This is a genomic window from Stenotrophomonas sp. VV52, from assembly GCF_002893095.1.
GTDB classification, from domain to species: domain Bacteria; phylum Pseudomonadota; class Gammaproteobacteria; order Xanthomonadales; family Xanthomonadaceae; genus Stenotrophomonas; species Stenotrophomonas aracearum.
In genome coordinates, this window is record NZ_PKQQ01000007.1 from 138,672 (window position 1) to 157,660 (window position 18,989).

Annotated in this window: 18 protein-coding genes; 9 read left to right on the plus strand and 9 right to left on the minus strand. The window is 65.4% G+C overall.

Features of this window, described 5'->3' with window-relative positions:
* Positions 1–28: 28 nt before the first annotated feature.
* Complete coding sequence (locus C2U58_RS12990; RefSeq protein WP_102946243.1) at positions 29–844, plus strand: TatD family hydrolase; 816 nt, start codon at positions 29–31, stop codon at positions 842–844.
* A gap of 80 nt (positions 845–924) precedes the next feature.
* On the opposite strand, the gene C2U58_RS12995 is transcribed toward C2U58_RS12990, so the two are convergent.
* From C2U58_RS12995 to C2U58_RS13010, 4 genes are read right to left on the minus strand one after another with little or no spacing between them, the layout of a single operon-like run.
* Positions 925–1,740, minus strand: a complete 816-nt coding sequence (locus C2U58_RS12995) for an epimerase (RefSeq protein WP_253256735.1) — start codon at positions 1,738–1,740, stop codon at positions 925–927.
* Positions 1,741–1,742: 2 nt separating this feature from the next.
* Positions 1,743–2,681: a 2-dehydropantoate 2-reductase gene (panE, locus tag C2U58_RS13000; RefSeq protein WP_102946245.1), complete on the minus strand. Its 939-nt coding sequence runs from the start codon at positions 2,679–2,681 to the stop codon at positions 1,743–1,745.
* Complete coding sequence (locus tag C2U58_RS13005; RefSeq protein WP_102946246.1) at positions 2,681–3,481, minus strand: ABC transporter permease; 801 nt, start codon at positions 3,479–3,481, stop codon at positions 2,681–2,683. Before C2U58_RS13005 ends, panE begins: the two co-directional genes overlap by 1 nt.
* Entirely contained in the window at positions 3,478–4,437 is a 960-nt protein-coding gene (locus C2U58_RS13010) for an ABC transporter ATP-binding protein (protein ID WP_070209484.1), read from the minus strand. The genes C2U58_RS13005 and C2U58_RS13010 overlap by 4 nt, the downstream gene beginning before the upstream one ends.
* A gap of 91 nt (positions 4,438–4,528) precedes the next feature.
* On the opposite strand from C2U58_RS13010, the gene C2U58_RS13015 reads away from it, so the two are divergent.
* A complete protein-coding gene (locus tag C2U58_RS13015; protein ID WP_253256741.1) occupies positions 4,529–5,293 on the plus strand; it encodes a ferredoxin--NADP reductase in 765 nt (254 codons plus the stop codon).
* A 421-nt stretch (positions 5,294–5,714) separates the two neighbouring features.
* Positions 5,715–5,948 (plus strand): SymE family type I addiction module toxin, encoded by a 234-nt coding sequence (locus tag C2U58_RS13020; protein ID WP_102946248.1) that lies wholly within the window; start codon positions 5,715–5,717, stop codon positions 5,946–5,948.
* A gap of 58 nt (positions 5,949–6,006) precedes the next feature.
* On the opposite strand, the gene C2U58_RS13025 is transcribed toward C2U58_RS13020, so the two are convergent.
* Together C2U58_RS13025 and C2U58_RS13030 are read right to left on the minus strand one after the other, a co-directional pair.
* Positions 6,007–7,122, minus strand: a complete 1,116-nt coding sequence (locus tag C2U58_RS13025; RefSeq protein ID WP_102946249.1) for a hypothetical protein — start codon at positions 7,120–7,122, stop codon at positions 6,007–6,009.
* Between the two features lie 131 nt (positions 7,123–7,253).
* A complete protein-coding gene (locus C2U58_RS13030; protein WP_146033463.1) occupies positions 7,254–7,613 on the minus strand; it encodes a hypothetical protein in 360 nt (119 codons plus the stop codon).
* Between the two features lie 206 nt (positions 7,614–7,819).
* Between C2U58_RS13030 and C2U58_RS13035 the strand changes: the two genes are divergently transcribed.
* Genes C2U58_RS13035 through C2U58_RS13045 form a run of 3 tightly spaced genes read left to right on the plus strand, consistent with a single transcriptional unit; the run spans position 7,820 to position 11,255 of the window.
* A complete protein-coding gene (locus C2U58_RS13035) occupies positions 7,820–9,331 on the plus strand; it encodes an alpha/beta hydrolase (protein ID WP_102946311.1) in 1,512 nt (503 codons plus the stop codon).
* On the plus strand, positions 9,328–10,074 hold the full coding sequence (locus C2U58_RS13040; RefSeq protein WP_102946312.1) for an ATP-binding cassette domain-containing protein: 747 nt from the start codon (positions 9,328–9,330) through the stop codon (positions 10,072–10,074). Before C2U58_RS13035 ends, C2U58_RS13040 begins: the two co-directional genes overlap by 4 nt.
* Complete coding sequence (locus C2U58_RS13045) at positions 10,071–11,255, plus strand: ABC transporter permease (RefSeq protein WP_102946251.1); 1,185 nt, start codon at positions 10,071–10,073, stop codon at positions 11,253–11,255. The genes C2U58_RS13040 and C2U58_RS13045 overlap by 4 nt, the downstream gene beginning before the upstream one ends.
* 64 nt (positions 11,256–11,319) lie before the next feature.
* Here the strand turns inward: C2U58_RS13045 and C2U58_RS13050 are convergent, their stop codons facing one another.
* On the minus strand, positions 11,320–12,339 hold the full coding sequence (locus C2U58_RS13050) for an energy transducer TonB (protein WP_102946252.1): 1,020 nt from the start codon (positions 12,337–12,339) through the stop codon (positions 11,320–11,322).
* 186 nt (positions 12,340–12,525) lie between these two features.
* A complete protein-coding gene (locus tag C2U58_RS13055; RefSeq protein WP_102946253.1) occupies positions 12,526–13,155 on the minus strand; it encodes a TIGR00645 family protein in 630 nt (209 codons plus the stop codon).
* Positions 13,156–13,404: 249 nt separating this feature from the next.
* Here C2U58_RS13055 and C2U58_RS13060 point away from each other — a divergent pair, with 249 nt between their 5' ends.
* Positions 13,405–13,962 carry a hypothetical protein gene (locus C2U58_RS13060; protein WP_146033464.1) on the plus strand — a complete coding sequence of 186 codons (558 nt, stop codon included), beginning with the start codon at positions 13,405–13,407 and terminating at the stop codon, positions 13,960–13,962.
* On the opposite strand, the gene C2U58_RS13065 is transcribed toward C2U58_RS13060, so the two are convergent.
* The gene (locus tag C2U58_RS13065) at positions 13,948–15,474 is read right to left on the minus strand and encodes an MASE1 domain-containing protein (protein WP_146033465.1); all 1,527 of its coding nucleotides are present in this window, start codon (positions 15,472–15,474) and stop codon (positions 13,948–13,950) included. The two genes, C2U58_RS13060 and C2U58_RS13065, sit on opposite strands and share 15 nt — an antisense overlap.
* Before the next feature lie 351 nt (positions 15,475–15,825).
* Between C2U58_RS13065 and C2U58_RS13070 the strand changes: the two genes are divergently transcribed.
* Entirely contained in the window at positions 15,826–16,515 is a 690-nt protein-coding gene (locus tag C2U58_RS13070) for a glutathione S-transferase N-terminal domain-containing protein (protein ID WP_102946256.1), read from the plus strand.
* A gap of 172 nt (positions 16,516–16,687) precedes the next feature.
* Complete coding sequence (locus tag C2U58_RS13075) at positions 16,688–18,913, plus strand: S9 family peptidase (RefSeq protein WP_102946257.1); 2,226 nt, start codon at positions 16,688–16,690, stop codon at positions 18,911–18,913.
* The last annotated feature ends 76 nt before the right edge of the window (positions 18,914–18,989 follow it).

Sequence of the window (18,989 nt, forward strand, 5' to 3'; positions counted from 1 at the left end):
GCGCGATCAACTGCCCTGTAGCTGCCCCATGCAACTGATCGATATCGGCGCCAACCTCACCCACGATTCCTTCGACCGCGACCGCGACGCCGTACTTGCCCGCGCGCGCAACGCCGGCGTGGTGCAGATGGTGCTGACCGGCGCCAGCCGCGAGCACTCGCCGATGGCACTGGACCTGGCCCGCCAGCATCCTGGCTTCCTGTACGCCACCGCCGGCGTACACCCGCACCACGCGGTGGAATACACCGACGAGTGCGACGCCGAAATGCGCGCCCTGCATGCGCATGCCGAAGTGGTGGCGGTGGGTGAGTGTGGCCTGGACTACTTCCGCGACTTCGCCCCGCGCCCGGCGCAGCACCGCGCCTTCGAGCGGCAGCTGCAGCTGGCCAGCGAGGTGCGCGCGGCGGATGGTGCATTGAAGCCGCTGTTCCTGCACCAGCGCGACGCCCATGCCGACTTCATGGCGCAGATGAAGAACTTCGACGGCCGCATCGGCGCGGCGGTGGTGCATTGCTTCACCGGTGAGCGCCAGGAGCTGTTCGACTACCTGGACCAGGACTGGTACATCGGCATCACCGGCTGGCTGTGCGACGAACGCCGTGGCGCGCACCTGCGTGAACTGGTCAAGCACATTCCGGCCGAGCGCCTGATGATCGAAACCGACGCGCCATACCTGCTGCCGCGCAGCCTGAAGCCGATGCCAAAGGATCGCCGCAACGAGCCGATGTTCCTCAAGCACATCGTGGAAGAGCTGGCACGGGATCGGGGCGAGGACGTGGCGACCACGGCAGCGAATGCCACCGCGGCAACGCGCACGTTCTTCCGCCTTCCACCCGTCGAATGATCCGGTAGAGCCACGCCCTGCGTGGCTGACGCGCCGACCATTCCTGGTATCCGGGCATTGCAGCCACGCAGGGCGTGGCTCTACCCCCTGAACGCGTCCTGCAGGCCTTCGCGATAGGTCGCGAACCTCGGCGCCCACTGCAGCGCCTCACGTGTTCCTCGGCTGTCGATCCGCTTGCACCCGGCATAGAACCGCCGCAACGCCGGGCTCAACGAGGGATCGTCCCACGCCACGGCAGGCGGCATCTCGAATCCCCCCAACGCCGCCGCATACGCCAGCACCGCCTGCGGCGCCGCCGCTTCATCATCGCAGGGCAGATACAACGCCTCGGGCTCGGCACGGCGCATCGCCGCCACCACCGCGGTTGCAAGGTCTTCCACGTGCAGCCGGTTGAACACCAGCCCCGGCTTCAGCACATGCCGCGCGCGTCCTTCCGCCAGCTGCACCAGCGCATTTCGTCCGCGCCCATACAGTCCGGGCAGACGGAATACCGACGATGCGATGCCCTTGTCCCGCGCAAGCGCGCGCCACTGCCGCTCGGCCAGCAAGCGCCGTCGCGCCGTCTCATCCACGGCATCCGCATCCGACTGCTCATCCACCCAACCACCATCGCGGTCGGCATATACGGCAGTAGAAGAGAGGTAGCCCACCCACCGCAGCGCAGGGCTCTCGCGCAGTTCCGCCGTCAACAACCCCAAAACAGGATCGCCGTCTTCATCCGGCGGCACCGTACAAAGCACCGCCTCCGCATCGCGAATGACCTCCGGCGCTACGTCGACATCCCGCACCTTCCCACTGCACGCCACGCCCAACGACTGCAGCAACGCGGCAACGTGCTGGCCGGCGTACCCCAGCCCCAGCACCAGCACCCGCGCCGGAAGCGCACCGGCGGTCACATTCAACCCGCGCGGTTGCGCTGGTACGCCTGCAGATGCGCATACGCCACCGCCAGCAGCGGCGCCGCCTGGCCTGCCGCACGCGCCCGCGCCAGCATGTCGCCCACGATCTGCTCCGCCTCCACCTGCTGGCCGGCTTCCAGATCGCGCAACATCGACGCCTTCAACGCCGAGCCCTCCTGGGTCAGCGCAGACAGCGCAATCGCGCGCGCCTTCTCCGGAACCGGCTCACCGGCCGCCTCGGCCACCGCCAGGCACTCGTCATACAGGCCACGCACCACCGCGGCGCCGTCGTCGGTCGCCACGATCGTGCCCACATCGGCCCGCATCACACACGTCGCAGCCGCCAGCGCGGTCAGGAACGTGTACTTGACCCACTGTTCCTGCCCGATCGCATCACTGGCCACATGGTCCACCCCGGCCTGCACGCACGCCGCCGCCAGTGCCAACACCCGCGCACTGCTGCCGGCCGTATCGCGCTCGCCAAAGGTGATCTTCGCGGCAGGTGCCAGGTGCAGCACCGCGCCATCCCCAGCCTTGGCAGCACTGATGAAACACAGCCCGCCCAGCACCGCATCGCGCCCGAAGCGCGCATCCAAAGCCGCGTAATGGCGCAATCCATTGAGGATCGGCAGCACCGTCGTACGCGACGACACCGCCGGCGCAATCGCCTCGATCGAGCTCTCAAGGTCATAGGCCTTGCAGCTCAGCATCACCAGGTCGAACGGCTGTTCCGCCGCCAGCGCAGGCAACGCGTCAGCCGTCACGTGCGCCACGGGGAACGCCGCATCACCCAACGGACTGCGGATCACCAGCCCATCGCGCTCGAGCTGTGCCGCGCGGGCCGGCCGCACCAGGAACGTGACATCCACCCCGGCCTGGGCAAGCCGCCCGCCAAAGTAGCCACCGGTGCCACCGGCACCCAGTACAAGGATGCGCATCAGCTGCGCATCCCGACGCCACGCTTCAGCAACCACAGCGCCAGCGCGGTCAGTGCCACCACGAAGCCGATCATCAGCGCGTAGGCCACCCACAGCGGCACGTCGCTGGTGCCCAGCAGGCCATAGCGGAACGCGTTGACCATGTAGAAGATCGGGTTCGCATGGGTGGCCGCCTCGGCCCAGCCCGGCAGCAGCTTCACCGAATAGAACACCCCACCCAGGTAGGTCAGCGGGGTCAGGATGAAGGTCGGCACGATCGCCACGTCATCGAACTTCTTGGCGTACACCGCGTTGATGAAACCGGCCAGCGAGAAGATCGTCGCGCCCAGCAGCACCGTGGTCAGCGTCACCAGCGGGTGCGGAATGCGCACCGGCGTGAAGAACATCGCGATGATCAGCACGATGATGCCCACCATCAGACCGCGCAGCACCGCGCCGGCCACGTAACCCCACAGGATCACCCAGTTCGGCATCGGGCTCACCAGCAGCTCTTCCACGTGCCGCCCGAACTTCGCCCCGAAGAACGACGAACTGATGTTGCCGTAGCTGTTCTGGATCACGCTCATCATCACCAGGCCCGGCACGATGAACTGCATGTAGCTGTAGCCGCCCATCTCGCCCACGCGCGAACCGATCAGCCCGCCGAAGATCAGGAAGTACAGCGTCATCGTGATCGCCGGCGGCACCAGGGTCTGGCCCCAGATGCGCAGGATGCGCGCTACTTCGCGGCGCACGATCGTCATCAGCGCGATCCGGTTGCGCTGGCCGTCGGTCAGGACCGGGGTCGGGGTGCTGCTCATGCCGCGTTCTCCTGGTTGCCGGTGAGCCGCACGAACAGCTCCTCCAGCCGGTTGCTCTTGGTCCGCATCGAACGCACCCGGATCCCCGACGCGTTCAGCGCCGCGAACACCCGGTTCAGGTCCATCGCGCGCGGCATGTCCACGTCCAGCGTGTGCCCGTCGATGGCCGTGATCGTGGTGCCCTCGATCACCGGCAGCTGCGCCGGCAGCTCACCGTCGATATCGAACAGGAAGCCTTCCACGTCCAGCTTGGCCAGCAGTTCGCGCATCGGGCCCTGGGTGACGATCTGGCCGTGGTTGATGATCGCCAGGTTGCGGCACAGGTGCTCGGCTTCTTCCAGGTAATGCGTGGTCAGGATGATCGTCGTCCCGGCCGCGTTGATCTCCTTCAGCACCCGCCACATGTCGCGGCGGATCTCGATGTCCACGCCCGCGGTGGGTTCGTCCAGGATCAGCAGCCGCGGCCGGGTCATCATCGCGCGGGCAATCATCAGCCGGCGCTTCATGCCGCCCGACAAGGTGCGGCTCATCACCTGCGCCTTCTCCCACAGGTGGGCACGCTTGAGCTCCACTTCGGCCATCTGCTCGGCCTCCGCGCGCGCCACCCCGTAGAACCCGGCGTAGTTCACCAGGATGTCGAAGGGCTTCTCGAACAGGTTGAAGTTGATTTCCTGCGGCACCAGCCCGATCAGGCGCATGGTGGCACTGCGGCTGCGCACCAGGTCGCTGCCGAACACCTCCACCTGGCCTTCACTCAGGTTCACCAGCGAGCTGATGATGCCGATCAGGGTGGACTTGCCGGCCCCGTTCGGGCCCAGCAGCGCGAAGAAGTCACCCGGGGCAACGTCCAGCGAAACGCCTTTCAGCGCCTGGGTGCCGTTGTCATAGGTCTTGCGGAGGTCGCGCACCCGCAGGGCGGGGGCGGTACTGGTCGCGGGGGGATTCTGGGATGCCAAGCTCTTGCCTTCGCGCCCAAGGGTCGGCGCTGGATAGGGGCGGGGGAGCGGCTATTATAGAAGGCCTCAGGGGTTTTGCCCCGGCTACACACTGTTTCCCAAATTCGTGCCTGTTCAATTCCCCCTCAAGCTGATCGACCGGCGCATGCTGGCCCCCACCGTCGGCCATTACCAGTTCCTGCGTGATGACGGCCAACCGCTGGATTTCCAGCCCGGCCAGTTCATCCAGGTCCATTTCGAGTACGCCGACGGCACCGCCACCAAGCGCAGCTACTCGCTGGCCACCATCCACGACCACGCCCTGGCACCGGGCGAAGCCGTTGATATTGCAGTCAGTTTCGTGCCTGGCGGCGCTGCCACGGCCCTGTTCGAGGGCCTGGACCTGGGCGGCCACGTGACCGCCAGCGGACCGTTCGGCCGGTTCTGCCTGATGCCCGGCGACCACAACGCCCGCTACCTGCTGATCGCCACCGGCACCGGGGTCACCCCGTACCGTTCCATGCTGCCGCTGCTGGCCACCGCCATGGCCGAGCGCGGGGTCGAGGTGGTGCTGCTGCAGGGGGCCCGCACCCCCGAAGAGCTGCTCTACAGCGACGACTTCTACGCCTTCGCCGCCGCCCACCCGGGCTTCCGCTACGTCCCGTGCCTGTCCCGCGAGCTGCCGGAAGACCCGCACCCGGACGTGCGTCACGGCTACGTGCAGCAGCACCTGGCCGAATTCGCCCCCAACCCGGCCACCGACATCGCCTACCTGTGCGGCAACCCGGACATGGTCGACGCCACCTTCGAGATCCTGAAGGACGCCGGCCTGCCCACCCCCCAGGTGCGCCGCGAAAAGTACGTCAGCAGCAAGTAGCGCCGGGCTCTGCCCGGCGGGGGCTCCCGCGCCCCCGCAACCGGTAGTGCCGGCCGCCGGCCGGCAACCTCATGAAGGCCAAAAACCTCGGCAGAGCAGCAGCACTGTAGAGTTTCCTGCTCATAGCGTCACTTCTCGCAACTGAGAGTTCTCCGAATCACTGGATAGCGCGCCTATCCATCACGAACTCAGTTCTCAATTCTGCAATTCAGGCCATCTATCGCAAGGCTCAATGCGGGCAAAAACGCCACAGGGTAGAGGTCGTCAATGAAACTGCGCAAATCGATAGACAAAATCTAATTGTCTTGTTGCGAACCAGCGCGCACGGTGAACCTCGGAGCGCAAAACTCTTGAGCATGCTGGATGTGGGCTCCGATCCCCTCGCCATTCCGTCGAGGACTACAACCATTGGAGGTCAACCGTGCAAAAGCAGATTCCGGTCTTGAAGATCCAAGGCCAATGGCTGCGTGAGATCGGCTTCACCGCAGGGTCGAAACTGAAGATCGAAGCCAGGAAAGGCGTCATCACCATCAAGGTGGATCCGCCTGTGAAGTTTCCACTCGCCACGGGTCGTCCTGGGGTGACCTACCACCCGATGTCCCGGATCTCCCCAACAAAGTACTTCTACGCGAAGGTGGAAGCAGAAACGCACTGAGGGGGTCTGGCCCCTGCGAATGCCAACCAATGCCCGCCATGTGCGGGCATTCTTACTTTCATCGCGCCACACTTGGCCCGCTTGCGAGATAGGTGGCCAGTGCACGATCCTCGATCTCGTACTCGCCCTTGACCCCCTTGGGTGCGAGCACCAAGGCCTTCACAAGTCGGGCCACGGCGGTCTGAATGCGTTGCGGGTTGTACGAGGTATTGTCGTCAAGTCGCTCAGTCGCCAGAGCGCTGAACTCGCTGCCAAAAAGGCTTTCCGATTGCCGGGTTGCCAGATGCTCCAGGATGAACCTGTCTACTGGCTTCAGCATCAGCCACTGCTCGCGCAATCCTGTTTCGCCTATCTCGTCCTGCCACCTGCGCAGGCCCTCCCATGGGTCGGACGTTATGCCCACCACCATGTGCAGGATGATCTGATTGAGGTAGAGCGGTACGTGCGCAATGCGCTCGAAGACGTTTCCCAACTCCGCCTCGTCAACGCTCCGTCCCGTCATCTTCTGAAAGATGAAAGCACGGTTCTGCACGAAGTCTTCGTCCAGCTCGGGAAGCGGCAAAGACAGTGCGGCATCGAAGAGGGGGGCTTTTCGCTTGCGGAACATTGCATTGAGTGCTTCGCGAGAAGAGCCGGTAAAAAACAACTTCAACCTGGGTTGAAGTTCCAGCATCGAGGCGCGGAAGGCAGCGATGAAATCTTCGTGCATGCCGTTGGCGAGCGTCTGGAACTCATCCAGGATGAGCAGGACAGGTTGATCATTGGCATACGCCAAACTGCGCATCGCGTTCCTCAGCCTGCCCTGCAAGTCCAGCTCACCAGTGTTTGGCAGCCACTCCGCATGGACACCTGATCCTCCGTAGCCCGCCTTTGCGGTCAACTTGTCAGGCTTGATCGCCCGCGCCAGGAGCCCCTTGGGCCGCACGGCAGCCTCCAGTTCCTGGACCAGCGCCACCTCTGGGTGGTCGCGCCTGACCCACAGGTCGATGTAGCACGCCCGCCAACCCCATGCCTCTGCAGCTGGAACAAGGTCATTCTTCACGAAAAGCGTTTTGCCCATGCGCCGTGCAGCGAACATGGTGATTGCATGTGTCAGCCCTGAGCCAAGCGCCTGGTGAACCGTCTGGACCAACTGTTCTCGGGGAAAATAGTGGATGTCCGCAAGCGTGTTCATTATGGGGATTTATGCCAATCGCCATAATTATGGGCGATGCCATAATATGCCATAAATGGACCCGGCAAGCTGTGACGGCGTGCCCGAAACCATTGGGCCACAAGCGTCACGGCCAATCAGGGGTGGACTGCTCAGCTACGAGCGGCCTGATAGGTGCTCGCGCCACGAACCAACGAGAACCCCGTCACCTCGTTCTCTGCGTTGCGGGTGACGTTCAACACCATGTCCTGATCGGTAGTGAAGAACGCTGTTGGAGACTGAGCATGCAGCTCCATGCGCGCTGCGCCGAACAGATCGCTCTGCAGATACAGGCGCTCGCCTTCCGCACTGATCACTACTGGCGTGTCCATCAGTCGATAGGTGCCTGCAATCTGCTGGTTGTTCGTCGCGTCGCCGGCATTGGCCACTTTCTCGGTCACCTTGAACTCCGGCCAGCCGTACTCGGCGGAAATGCTGCGGTTCCCCATCGGCGTTGACCACACCGTAAGCACGCGCCCACTCGACGCGGCCGTTCTCGATCAGCGCGATGCTCACAGCCGGGACCTTGTGGAAGGTCATGCGCTCGCGCAGGTCCATCTTTCCGCTGCCGCCTCCCCTGATCACCACCGGCAGGCGCGGGAGCCCAGGTCTTCGGTCACATCCGCCGCGACCCGACGTCATGGCATGCTGAGCCCCTTCAACCAAGGACGTGATCGAAATGCGACTTTCCCGCCGTCCCCTGGCCGCCAGCGCAGCCGTGCTGCTGCTGGCTGCCTGCCAGGCCACCCCGGAAGCGCCCCCGCAAGGGGCGGCGCGTCAGTACGGAACACTGACGTTCAAGCCCTGCACCCTGACCAGCGCCCGGGCCAGCAGCAACGTGGAAGCCGAATGCACCACGCTGCAGGTGGCGGAGAACCCGGCCGCGCCGGACGGCCGGAGGATCGACCTCAACATCGCGCTGCTGGACACCGAGAACGAAGGAGAGGAAAAGCAGGACCCTGTGTTCTTCCTGGCCGGCGGCCCGGGCCAGTCGGCCACCGAGGTGGCGGCCATCATCAACCAGTCGCTGCGTGAGGTCCGCAAGAAGCGCGACATCATCCTGGTCGACCAGCGTGGCACCGGCAAGTCCAACCCGCTCAGCTGCGTCGACGCCGACGGCAAGGCGCTGGCGTTCGACGAGAACGCGGACCCCACGCCCGAGGTAATGGCTGAGTACGCCAAGCGCTGCGCGGCGGCGCTGGTGGACCGGGCCGACACCCGCTTCTACACCACCACCGAAGCCATCGGCGACCTGGATGCTGTCCGCGCCGCGCTCGGCGTAAACAAAGTCAACCTGGTCGGCGGTTCCTACGGCACCCGCGTGGCCCAGCAGTACGCCGCGCGCTTTCCGCAGCACACCCGGGCGGTAGTGATCGACGGCGTGGCTCCGAATGACCTGGCGGTGGGCGGCGACTTCGCCAACACCTTCGAGTCCGCGATCGAGCTGCAGTCGGCCCAGTGCCGGAAGGACGCGGCCTGCGCCAAGCGTTTCCCGGTGGACACCCACACCCAGCTGCGCAACGTGATCTCCACGCTGGCCAAGGCCCCGGTGGAGGTCGAGTATCGCGACCCGGGCACCGCCGCGGTCCGGCGTGACCCGATCAGCTCCAACACCGTGATCAACCTGGCCTTCATGTTCTCGTACATGCCGGAGTCGGCCTCGCTGCTGCCGGTGGTGCTGGATGAAGCCGCCCAAGGCCGCTATGCACCGCTGATGTCGCTCAACAGCCTGGCCACCCGCAACATGGCCGGGCAGATGAACCAGGGCATGCAGTGGTCGGTGATCTGCGCCGAAGACGCCGATCGTTACGTGGAATCGCCTGCCGGCGACCGCATCCTCGGTCCGGAGGTGGCGCGCATGTTCTTTGCCGCCTGCCCGGCCTGGAACGTGGGCACGCGCCCGAAGGACTTCACCGCTCCGCTGAGCACCGACGTGCCGGTGCTGCTGCTGTCCGGCGAGTTCGACCCGGTCACCCCGCCGCGCTACGCCGAACAGGTGCTCAAGCACCTGCCCAACGGCCGCCACATCGTGGCCAAGGGGCAGGGCCACGGCACCCTCGGTGCCGGCTGCATGCCGCGCCTGCTGGCGCAGTTCATGGACACGGCCAACGCCAAAACGCTCGATGCCGCCTGCCTGGATACCCTCGCGCCGGTACCGGCCTTCACCTCGTTCAACGGATGGGCACCATGATCGTCGCCGAGAACCTGCATAAAGCGTTCAAGACCAAGACCGGCCTGATCAAGGCGGTGGAGAACGTCGGCTTCCAGGCCGAGGACGGCCGCATCACCGGCCTGCTCGGCCCGAATGGCGCCGGCAAGACCACCACCATGCGCATGCTCTACACCCTGATGACGCCCGACCAGGGCCGGGTGCTGGTGGACGGCCTGGACGCGTCCACCCAGGCGGTGGAAGTACGTCGTCGCCTGGGCGTGCTGCCGGATGCGCGCGGCGTGTACAAGCGGCTGACCGCGCGCGAGAACATCGCCTACTTCGGTGAGCTGCATGGCATGAGCGCGGCGCAGATCCGCGAGCGCACCAAGGTGCTTTCCAAGGCGCTGGACATGGAAGACATCCTCGACCGCCAGACCGACGGCTTCTCGCAGGGGCAGCGCACCAAGACCGCCATCGCGCGGGCGCTGGTGCATGACCCGCGCAACGTGATTCTGGACGAGCCGACCAACGGCCTGGACGTGATGACCACCCGCGCCCTGCGCGGATTCCTGCGCGAGCTGCGCGACGAAGGCCGCTGCGTGATCTTCTCCAGCCACATCATGCAGGAGGTGGCCGCGCTGTGCGACACCATCGTGGTCATCGCCAAGGGCACGGTGATGGCGGCCGGCACCGCCGACGAACTGCGCGCGCAGACCGGTGAAGCGAACCTGGAAGACGCCTTCGTGAAGGCGATCGGCAATGAAGAAGGACTGCACGCATGAGCGCGTTTGCCACGTTGTTGACCGTAATGCGCAAGGAACTGCGCGACCTCTCGCGTGATCGCCGTACCCTGGCGCTCACCCTGCTGCTCGGGCCACTGCTGTACCCGGTGCTGTTCCTGGGCATGGGCAAGCTGGCCGAAAGCCGGGTCAAGACCCAGATCGACAAGCCGCTGGATATCCCCACCATCGGCCGCGAGAACGCCCCCAACCTGGTCCGCTTTCTCGCCTCGCAGGGGCTCAACGCGGTCGACCCGCCGAAGGACCTGACCGCCGAGATCCGCGACCAGAAGATCGACATCGCGCTGCGCATCAGCCCGGACTTCGGCAAGGACTGGGCCGAAGGCCGCCCGGCACTGGTGGAGATCGTGCAGGACAGCACCCGCCGCGACGCCGACATCCCGACCGCCCGCCTGAAGGCCGCGCTCAGCGGCTACAGCCAGCAGGTCGGTTCACTGCGGCTGCTGGCGCGCGGTATCGACGCCCAGGTGGCGCGTCCGCTGGACGTGGCTACCCAGGACCTGGCCACGGTCGAGGCCAAGCGTGGGGTGATGCTGTCGATGCTGATGCCGATCCTGCTCACCATCACCTCGTTCCTGGGGGGTGCCTACCTGGTGATGGATACCACCGCCGGCGAGCGTGAGCGGCAGTCGCTGGAGCCGCTGCTGGCCACCCCGGCCAAACGCGGTGCCATCGTCAGCGGCAAGATCGCGGCGGCCTGCGTGGTGGGCGTGGTCTCGCTGCTGCTGACGCTGGCCGCGTTCAAGCTCAGCGCGCAATTGTCCACCGGCGCGGCCGCGCGGCAGCTCAACATGGGCCTGCTGTCCATGCTGCAGATGCTGTTCGTGATGATGCCGATCCTGTTCATCGGCACCTCGCTGCTGACCTTCCTCTCGGCCGCGGCCAAGAGCATGAAGGAAGCGCAGAGCCACATGACCTGGCTGATGCTGCTGCCGATGCTGCCGGGCTATGCCCTGATGGTGTACCCGGTGAAGAGCGAGCTGTGGCAGCTGGCGGTGCCGTTCCTGGCGCAGAACCAGATGCTGCTGAAGATCATCCGCCACGAGCCGATCAGCGCGCAGATGTGGGGTGTGTACCTGGCGGCCGGCTTCGGCCTGGCGGCGCTGCTGTGGTTCGCGGCGGTACGCCGTTACCACCAGGAGCGCCTGGCGATCTCAGGCTGACGGTACCGACCAACAAAAAACCCCGGATCGCTCCGGGGTTTTTCTTTTGCGGCATTGCCAGCGATCAACCGCCCGGCGCGAACGCCAGCGTGCGGCGGGTGGTGGTCGGTGCGGCCACCGGCTCGAACTTCCACTTCTTCACCGCGCCCAGCGCTTCGCGATCGAAGATGCGGGCCGGGGTGGCGCGCAGCACGCGTGCGTTGGTGACCGAACCGTCGGTGCCTACCGTGATTTCCACCAGCACTTCGCCCGAGGTGCCCGAGCGCAGCGCGTCGGCCGGGTAACGCGGCGCCGGGGTGCTGATCGGGCGCAGGGTGGCAGCGGCAGCCTGTGCGGCGGCCGGCGCGCGGGCCGCAGCGGCCTGCGCGGCAGCAGCCGCCTGCTGGCGCTGTTCGGCTTCACGACGGGCCGCGGCCTGGCGCTCCCCGTCCTGGCGCTCGCTTTCGCGGCGGGCGGCGTCCTGCTGCGCGGCGATCTGCCTGGCGGCTTCGGCCTCGCTGGCCTGCTGCTGGCGCTGCTGTTCGGCCAGCTGCTTGGTCTTGTTCTCGGCGTCCTTCTTGACCTTGTCGGTCTCTTCCTGGGTCCGCTTCAGCGCGATTTCCGTGCCCTTGGTGATGCCGGTCTTCAGGCGGGGCAGGGCGGCAGCGTTGGGGTCGACCTTCTCGATCAGCGCCACCAGGCGCTGGCCTTCGGTGAAGTCCTCACGGGCCAGGCTCTGCTCGGCGGCGATCAGCACGTACGGCTGCAGGTCGGTCAGCGCGCTCTTGATCGAGGCGTCGTCCGGGGTCTTCTCGCGCAGCGCCAGGTAGTACTCCATGGCGTTGTCGCCGGCCGGGGCGTACATGCGGTTCTCGCGCAGGGCCTTGCTGGCCAGCTCGCGCAATTCCTCGGTGCCCATCGACTGGACCTTGGCCGACACCGCCGGTGCCGGTGCCGGCGTGGCGGCGGGTGCGGCAGCCGGTGCTGCGGCGGTCGGCGCGGCCGGCGCTGCGGTTTCATCCTTGCCCGAGCAGGCGGCCAGAGCCACCACCAGGGTCAGCGGCACCAGCAGGCGCGCCTTGGCGTTCGTGTTGACGTGCGACATCCAACTCCCCTTTGAAGAACGGCGATACGTAGGGCCTGATGCGGTCAGGCCGACCGAGGGCCCTGGACGATTCCCAGCGTCCAGGCCATGCAACAAGTGCTCAATCTAGCATCCCCGCGCCCCGCTGGGGGGCGGCAGGTGGGGCGGGGCGGCACGCCGGGGCGCGCCGCCGCCCAAGGGCCGGTCTCAGTGGGCCAGTGACTTGCTCGGGGTGTGGGCCATCAGCTTGTCGGTGTAGGCGATGCCGATCGCCGACAGGATGAAGGCGGCATGGATGATGGTCTGCCACATCACGCCGTCGCTGGTCATGGTGGTGCAGATCTGCTTGGCATCCGGACCGTACTTGAGCGTCAGGTCGGCAGCCGCGGCGTAATAGGCCTCGGTATTGCACAGCGGCACGCCGCCCAGGTTGCCCGCACCGATGAAGGTCTTGAGCAGGTGGATCGAGGAGATGCCGATGATCGACAGGGCCAGCTTCACCTTCAGCACGCTGGCGTTGACGTGGCTCAGCCACTCCGGCTGGTCCGGGTGGTTCTCCAGGCGCAGGCGGGAAACAAAGGTTTCGTAGCCGCCCACGATCACCATGACCAGCAGGTTGGAGATCATCACCACGTCGATCAGGCCCAGCACCAGCAGCATGATCTCCTGCTCGCCCATGGCATTGGCCTTGTGCACCAGGTGCCAGAGTTCCTTGCCGAACAGGAACACGTAAACGCACTGCGCCAGGATCAGGCCCAGGTACAGCGGCAGCTGCAGCCAGCGCGAGGCGAAGATCAGGGACGACAGGGGACTGATGGGCTTGGCGGATGGGCTCATGCGGAAAGCGCTGCGGGACAGGGATCGGGCAGGGTACCGGGCCGGAATGTCGATGCCAAGACACCGAGCGTCGGGGAGCTGAATGGGAGTACAGGCGGGCCGGTACCGTCCTCGCGTGTCGCCAGCGGCTTGCCGTGGAAAACGCCAGTGAGGGCCTATCTAATTGATTCTAAGAGATTATTCAACGCGCCAGCAGGGTCGGCTTCCTAGAGTTTCCACTGGTCATCACCACCCACCATTGGAGAACGAATGAAGGCACTTGCATGCGGTTGTTTACTCTCAGCGCTGGCCATGACGTCACTGTCCGCCTCAGGTCTTCCTGCAACGGGGCGCGACAGTAACGAAGACGCGGGGTCTCGCCTTGGTACCGCTAGTGCCGTCCAGTGGGACAGCAGGGGAATCGGCAAGGCGTACCCGTCAGCCAGCGACGTCAGCATCGATCCTCGCTGGCGGGCATACCGGTTCGAGCGGGACGGCATCGACTACCTGCAGATCAATGACCTCTCTGGTCGTGTGCATCTGATTATCGGCAGGGTGGACGACCTCTTCTGGGAACTGCCTGCGGGCGACCCGCCGGTGAAGGTATCCCTTCCGCACAACCGACTTCCTGTTCCGGAAGGGTCAACACCGAAGAGGGTGTACCAGCAGGCTGAGTTCGCACTCGTCCACTACAGTGGAGAAGCGGCCCAATGGTCCATCGAACTCCCAGGATCAGAGCGCCAGTCTGAGGGCTCAACGCCGAAAGTCTGCTGCCCGGGCGACGATCACCATAATGAGATCCAGACCCGCGACTCAGTCGTCGAGTAGAAGGATACGCACCCGATTGCGGCGGCACTGGACAGTGCCGCCGTATGCCAATGTTCGCCCGGTAAGCGTTTCGATGGCTTTGGAGGAGGTCGAATGGGAGATCCGGTGACCCGCATCGCCGACGGCCACAACGACCATGATTCCATTAGTGCTCCCGACCTGACCGCAACGGGCGTTCACTCTGATCTGCCCCTTCTCCTCCCTTAGCAACAGAGAGACGGCATCCGTCAACGTCCGGTACGCCGCAAGCTGCAAGGCGACCGACAGGCGGCAGGGATCGCCGGTCAGACGTGGCCGGAGCATGCGCTCGGTTTCATCCCAGATTTCGCTTATGCCCCCGATTTGAAGGGCCAGGTAAAGGCCTACATGTTCCAATGCGGTCGGGTAAACCAAGCTCGCCTGCGCCCTGAACTTTCGGGAATAGAAGGCGGACGTCCTGATCAGACTGAATGCGACCGCGTCATGTCCATGGCGCTTGAGCCAATCAGCGGTTTCGCTGAGCTGAACATCGATTCCCTCGCCAACTCGATTGATATCCAGGGCCCGCTCGCGCAATGCCTGTTCGCCTGTAGCGTTCGATTCCCTGGTAAGTGCAATCATCCGCCTGCTTGCCGAGTCGCCTGCGCTGCAGCGGTGGTAGTAGTGGGTAATGAATGACCCGAGTATCAGCAGCGCACTGCCTGTTATCGCCAGGATCTGCTGGACGGCGAATGTTTCGGAGTCGAATGACCAAGGCTTCCCGGTGCTCGGCATCGTCATGCCGATGACGAAGTTCAACAGAGGCACTGCAACCGCCGCACCACGCCAGCCATGGAGACAGGTCAGCGCAATCGCAGGCAGTGCCATCGAGAGCTGCAAGGTAGTGGCGAACGAGGCATGTTCACGCGGAACAAGAGGTGCGGAAACACCAAGGGCAAGGATCACCAGTACGCATGCAACGGTGCCCGCGGGATGGCGAAAGCGCCATTTTTCTGTGTAGGTGCGGCTGATCCAAAGCAACGCCAGGGGCGCCACAGTCATGATGCCGATGTAGTCGCCGAGACTGTAGCGAACCATTCGTTCGACGGCCGGGATGCTGGGTGGGGTAGGCCACAGCAGTTGTGCCATGGTGACGTTGATGAAGGTCAGCGAGACGCCGGTGATGGAAGCCAGGCTGACGAGCCATCCAATCGACGTCGTGGTGATGGAGGCCAAGTGCAGCCGCACGATCAAGGCGGCGACAGGCATGAGCAGTGCGGACCTCAGTACCGCCCACGCAATGCCATACCTTTCAAGCATCGGATGAATCGAGTGTGCCAGGTACGCATACTCGCCCAGGATCAGATAGGGCCAGAGCCGGGTCGGGAACAGCAACAACGCAGATACGCGAACACCTGCAGCAAGGTAGAACTGGTCAACCGACACCTGGCGAACCACCCAGCAGATCACCGCGTAGGCCATTGCCAGTATCAGGCCTTCCATCCGTACCTGGAATTTCAGTTGAAATCCCTTTCGTAATACATGTGCAAGCACGCAACCGCTCCCGTTATGACTCCCGGTCGCGGTATGTCCGAACGCGGGAGCGCAGATGCGGTGAAAGCTAGCGATGCGATTTCAGGGCCGCAATCGATTTCCGGAATTTTCAGAATCAAACGAAAAGCAGTGATGTTTCAATATCAAACCTCCGTCACGCAGCGCGGTTGACGTTCATCGCGTTACGGCCTCTGTCGCAGTCAATGCGGGTCGCGTTTGGCCCATGCCCAGCAGGAGGTTTACGACACACCATTTCGTCGCAACCAGCCTCACCCGCTCCCCTCCAAACGTTATTTGGGCTGTCGCATTCCACCCCGTACACTCGGGCTTCCTGACGCCCAAGGTTCCGCCATGATCGATCTGTACTATTGGCCTACCCCCAATGGCCACAAAGTCACCCTGCTGCTGGAAGAGCTGGGCCTGCCGTACACCATCAAGCCGGTGAACATCGGCAGCGGCGACCAGTTCAAGCCGGAGTTCCTGGCGATCTCGCCGAACAACAAGATGCCGGCGCTGGTGGACCACCAGCCTACCGACGGCGGCGCGCCGCAGAGCGTGTTCGAGTCCGGTGCGATCCTGCTGTACCTGGCCGAGAAGACCGGCAAATTCCTGCCGGCCGATACCCGTGGCCGGGTGGCGGTGCTGGAATGGCTGTTCTGGCAGATGGCCGGGCTGGGCCCGATGAGCGGGCAGATGGGGCACTTCAGTGTGTATGCGCCCGAGCAGATTCCGTATGCCATCGAGCGCTACGGCAATGAAGTGCGCCGCCTGCACGGGGTGATGGACAAGCGTCTGGCTGAAAGCGCGTTCCTAGCCGGGGACGAGTACAGCATTGCGGACATGGCCAGCTTCCCGTGGATTGGCGCCTACGACAAGCTGCCGGCCGATTTCGCCGCGTTCCCGAACCTGAAGCGCTGGCACGAGGCGATTGCCGCGCGCCCGGCCACCGGGCGGGCCTACGCGTTGCGCCAGAAGGTGAACCCCGACGCGGGCAAGCCGTTGAGCGACGAAGAGCGCAAGCACCTGTTCGGCAAGCGGTAAACGGTTGTTCCGGTAGTGCCGGCCGCCGGCCGGCTCCAAGGGTTGCCCGGCATCGCGTGGAGCCGGCCAGCGGCCGGCATTACCAGCCATCCAGGCGGGGCGCATACCTGCGGTAGGATGCGTGTCCGGGTCGCCTCGCGCCCCGAACGCCCTGCCGCCGCCGGAACCTTTCATGCGCCACCTCGTTGCCTCGCTCGCCCTCATGCTCGCCACCACCACTTTCGCCCACGCCGAGAAGCTCACCCTGGATGCCATCACCGGGCCGCTGCCGCTGTCCGGGCCGACCCTGATGAAGCCCAAGGTGGCGCCGGACGGCTCGCGCGTGAGCTTCCTGCGTGGCAAGGAGGCCGACCGCAACCAGCTGGACCTGTGGGCCTACGACATCGGCAGCGGCCAGACCCGCCTGCTGGTGGACTCCAAGGTGGTGCTGCCCGGCGATGAAACCCTGAGCGATGCCGAGAAGGCGCGCCGCGAACGCCAGCGCATTGCCGCGATGACCGGCATCGTCGATTACCAGTGGTCGCCGGACGCCCGCACCCTGCTGTTCCCGCTGGGCGGCGAACTGTACCTGTACGACCTCGGCAAGCAGGGCAAGGCCGCCGTGCGCCAGCTCACCCATGGCGAGGGCTTTGCCACCGACGCCAAGCTCTCGCCCAAGGGCGGTTTCGTCAGCTTCGTGCGCGACCGCAACCTGTGGGTGATCGACCTGGCCAGCGGCAAGCAGCTCCAGCTCACCCGCGACGGCAGCGACACCATCGGCAACGGCGTGGCCGAATTCGTCGCCGACGAGGAAATGGACCGCCACACCGGCTACTGGTGGGCGCCGGATGACTCGGCGATTGCCTTCGCCCGCATCGACGAATCGCCGGTGCCGGTGCAGAAGCGCTACGAAATGTACGCCGACCGCACCGAGATGATCGAGCAGCGCTACCCGGCTGCCGGCGACCACAACGTCACCGTGAAGCTGGGCGTGATCGCCCCGCGCGTCGAAGCCGCCCCCAAGTGGATCGACCTCGGCCGCAATGAAGACATCTACCTGGCCCGCGTCGACTGGCGCGACCCGCAGCGCCTGACCTTCCAGCGCCAGTCGCGCGACCAGAAGACCCTGGAGCTGATCCAGGCCGACCTGGCCAGCGGAAAACAGCACACGCTGGTGACCGAAACCTCGCCGACCTGGGTGCCGCTGCACAACAGCCTGCGCTTCCTGAAGCAGGGCGGCTTCGTGTGGTCGTCCGAGCGCAGCGGCTTCGAACATCTGTACCGCGTGTCCGACGACGGCACGACCGTCGCCCTGACCCAGGGCAACTGGCCGGTGGACGAACTGCTGGCAGTGGACGAAGACGCCGGCAAGGTCTACTTCCGCGCCGGTGTGGAAAACGCACGCGAGAGCCAGATCTACGCCGTGCCGCTGCAGGGCGGGCCGCTGCAGCGCCTGTCGCAGCAGCCGGGCATGCATACCGCCAGCTTCGCGCGCAACGCCAGCGTGTACGTGGACAGCTGGTCCAACACCACCACGCCGCCGCAGATCGCGCTGCACCGGGCCAGCGGCGAGAAGATCGCCACGCTGGTGGAAAACAACCTGGAAGATCCCAACCACCCGTACGCGCGCTACCTGGACGCGCAGCGCCCGGTCACCTTCGGCACGCTTACGGCCGCTGACGGCCGCACCCCGCTCAACTACAGCCTGGTCAAGCCCGCCGGTTTCGATCCGTCCAAGCGCTACCCGGTGGTGGTGTACGTGTATGGCGGCCCGGCCAGCCAGACCGTTACCGACAGCTGGCCCGGCCGTGGCGACCACCTGTTCAACCAGTACCTGGCCCAGCAGGGCTACGTGGTGTTCTCGCTGGACAATCGCGGCACGCCGCGTCGTGGCCGCGATTTCGGCGGCTCGCTGTACGGCGTGCAGGGCACCGTGGAAGTGGCCGACCAGCTCAAGGGCGTGGAATGGCTGAAGCAGCAGCCGTGGGTGGACCCGGCGCGCATCGGCGTGCAGGGCTGGTCCAACGGCGGCTACATGACCCTGATGCTGCTGGCCAAGGCCTCGGACCAGTACGCCTGCGGCGTGGCTGGCGCACCGGTGACCGACTGGGGCCTGTACGACAGCCACTACACCGAACGCTACATGGACCTGCCGGCGCGCAACGCCAAGGGCTATGAGGAGGCGCGCGTGCTGGCCCACATCGACGGCCTGCGCTCGCGCCTGCTGCTGATCCACGGCATGGCCGACGACAACGTGCTGTTCACCAACTCCACCTCGCTGATGAGCGCCCTGCAGAAGCGCGGCCAGACGTTCGAGCTGATGACCTACCCGGGCGCCAAGCACGGGCTGTCCGGCAGCAATGCGCTGCACCGCTACCGCCTGGCCGAAGACTTCCTCGGCCGCTGCCTGAAGCCGTAACCGGTGCCCGCCCCCGCTGGCCCGGGGGCGGGCATGACCTCCGGCCGATTGCCGCGTACCGCCTGAGTGCGTAGGG

Bases quoted from the DNA above. Each gene is read 5' to 3' on its own strand.
- C2U58_RS12990 (WP_102946243.1), top strand. From the start codon at position 29: ATGCAACTGATCGATATCGGCGCCAACCTCACCCACGATTCCTTCGAC.
- C2U58_RS13035 (WP_102946311.1), top strand. From the start codon at position 7,820: ATGCGACTTTCCCGCCGTCCCCTGGCCGCCAGCGCAGCCGTGCTGCTG.
- C2U58_RS13005 (WP_102946246.1), bottom strand. From the start codon at position 3,481: ATGAGCAGCACCCCGACCCCGGTCCTGACCGACGGCCAGCGCAACCGG.
- panE (WP_102946245.1), bottom strand. From the start codon at position 2,681: ATGCGCATCCTTGTACTGGGTGCCGGTGGCACCGGTGGCTACTTTGGC.
- C2U58_RS13050 (WP_102946252.1), bottom strand. From the start codon at position 12,339: ATGTCGCACGTCAACACGAACGCCAAGGCGCGCCTGCTGGTGCCGCTG.
- C2U58_RS13045 (WP_102946251.1), top strand. From the start codon at position 10,071: ATGAGCGCGTTTGCCACGTTGTTGACCGTAATGCGCAAGGAACTGCGC.
- C2U58_RS13055 (WP_102946253.1), bottom strand. From the start codon at position 13,155: ATGAGCCCATCCGCCAAGCCCATCAGTCCCCTGTCGTCCCTGATCTTC.
- C2U58_RS13060 (WP_146033464.1), top strand. From the start codon at position 13,405: ATGAAGGCACTTGCATGCGGTTGTTTACTCTCAGCGCTGGCCATGACG.
- C2U58_RS13070 (WP_102946256.1), top strand. From the start codon at position 15,826: ATGATCGATCTGTACTATTGGCCTACCCCCAATGGCCACAAAGTCACC.
- C2U58_RS13075 (WP_102946257.1), top strand. From the start codon at position 16,688: ATGCGCCACCTCGTTGCCTCGCTCGCCCTCATGCTCGCCACCACCACT.
- C2U58_RS13040 (WP_102946312.1), top strand. From the start codon at position 9,328: ATGATCGTCGCCGAGAACCTGCATAAAGCGTTCAAGACCAAGACCGGC.
- C2U58_RS13025 (WP_102946249.1), bottom strand. From the start codon at position 7,122: ATGAACACGCTTGCGGACATCCACTATTTTCCCCGAGAACAGTTGGTC.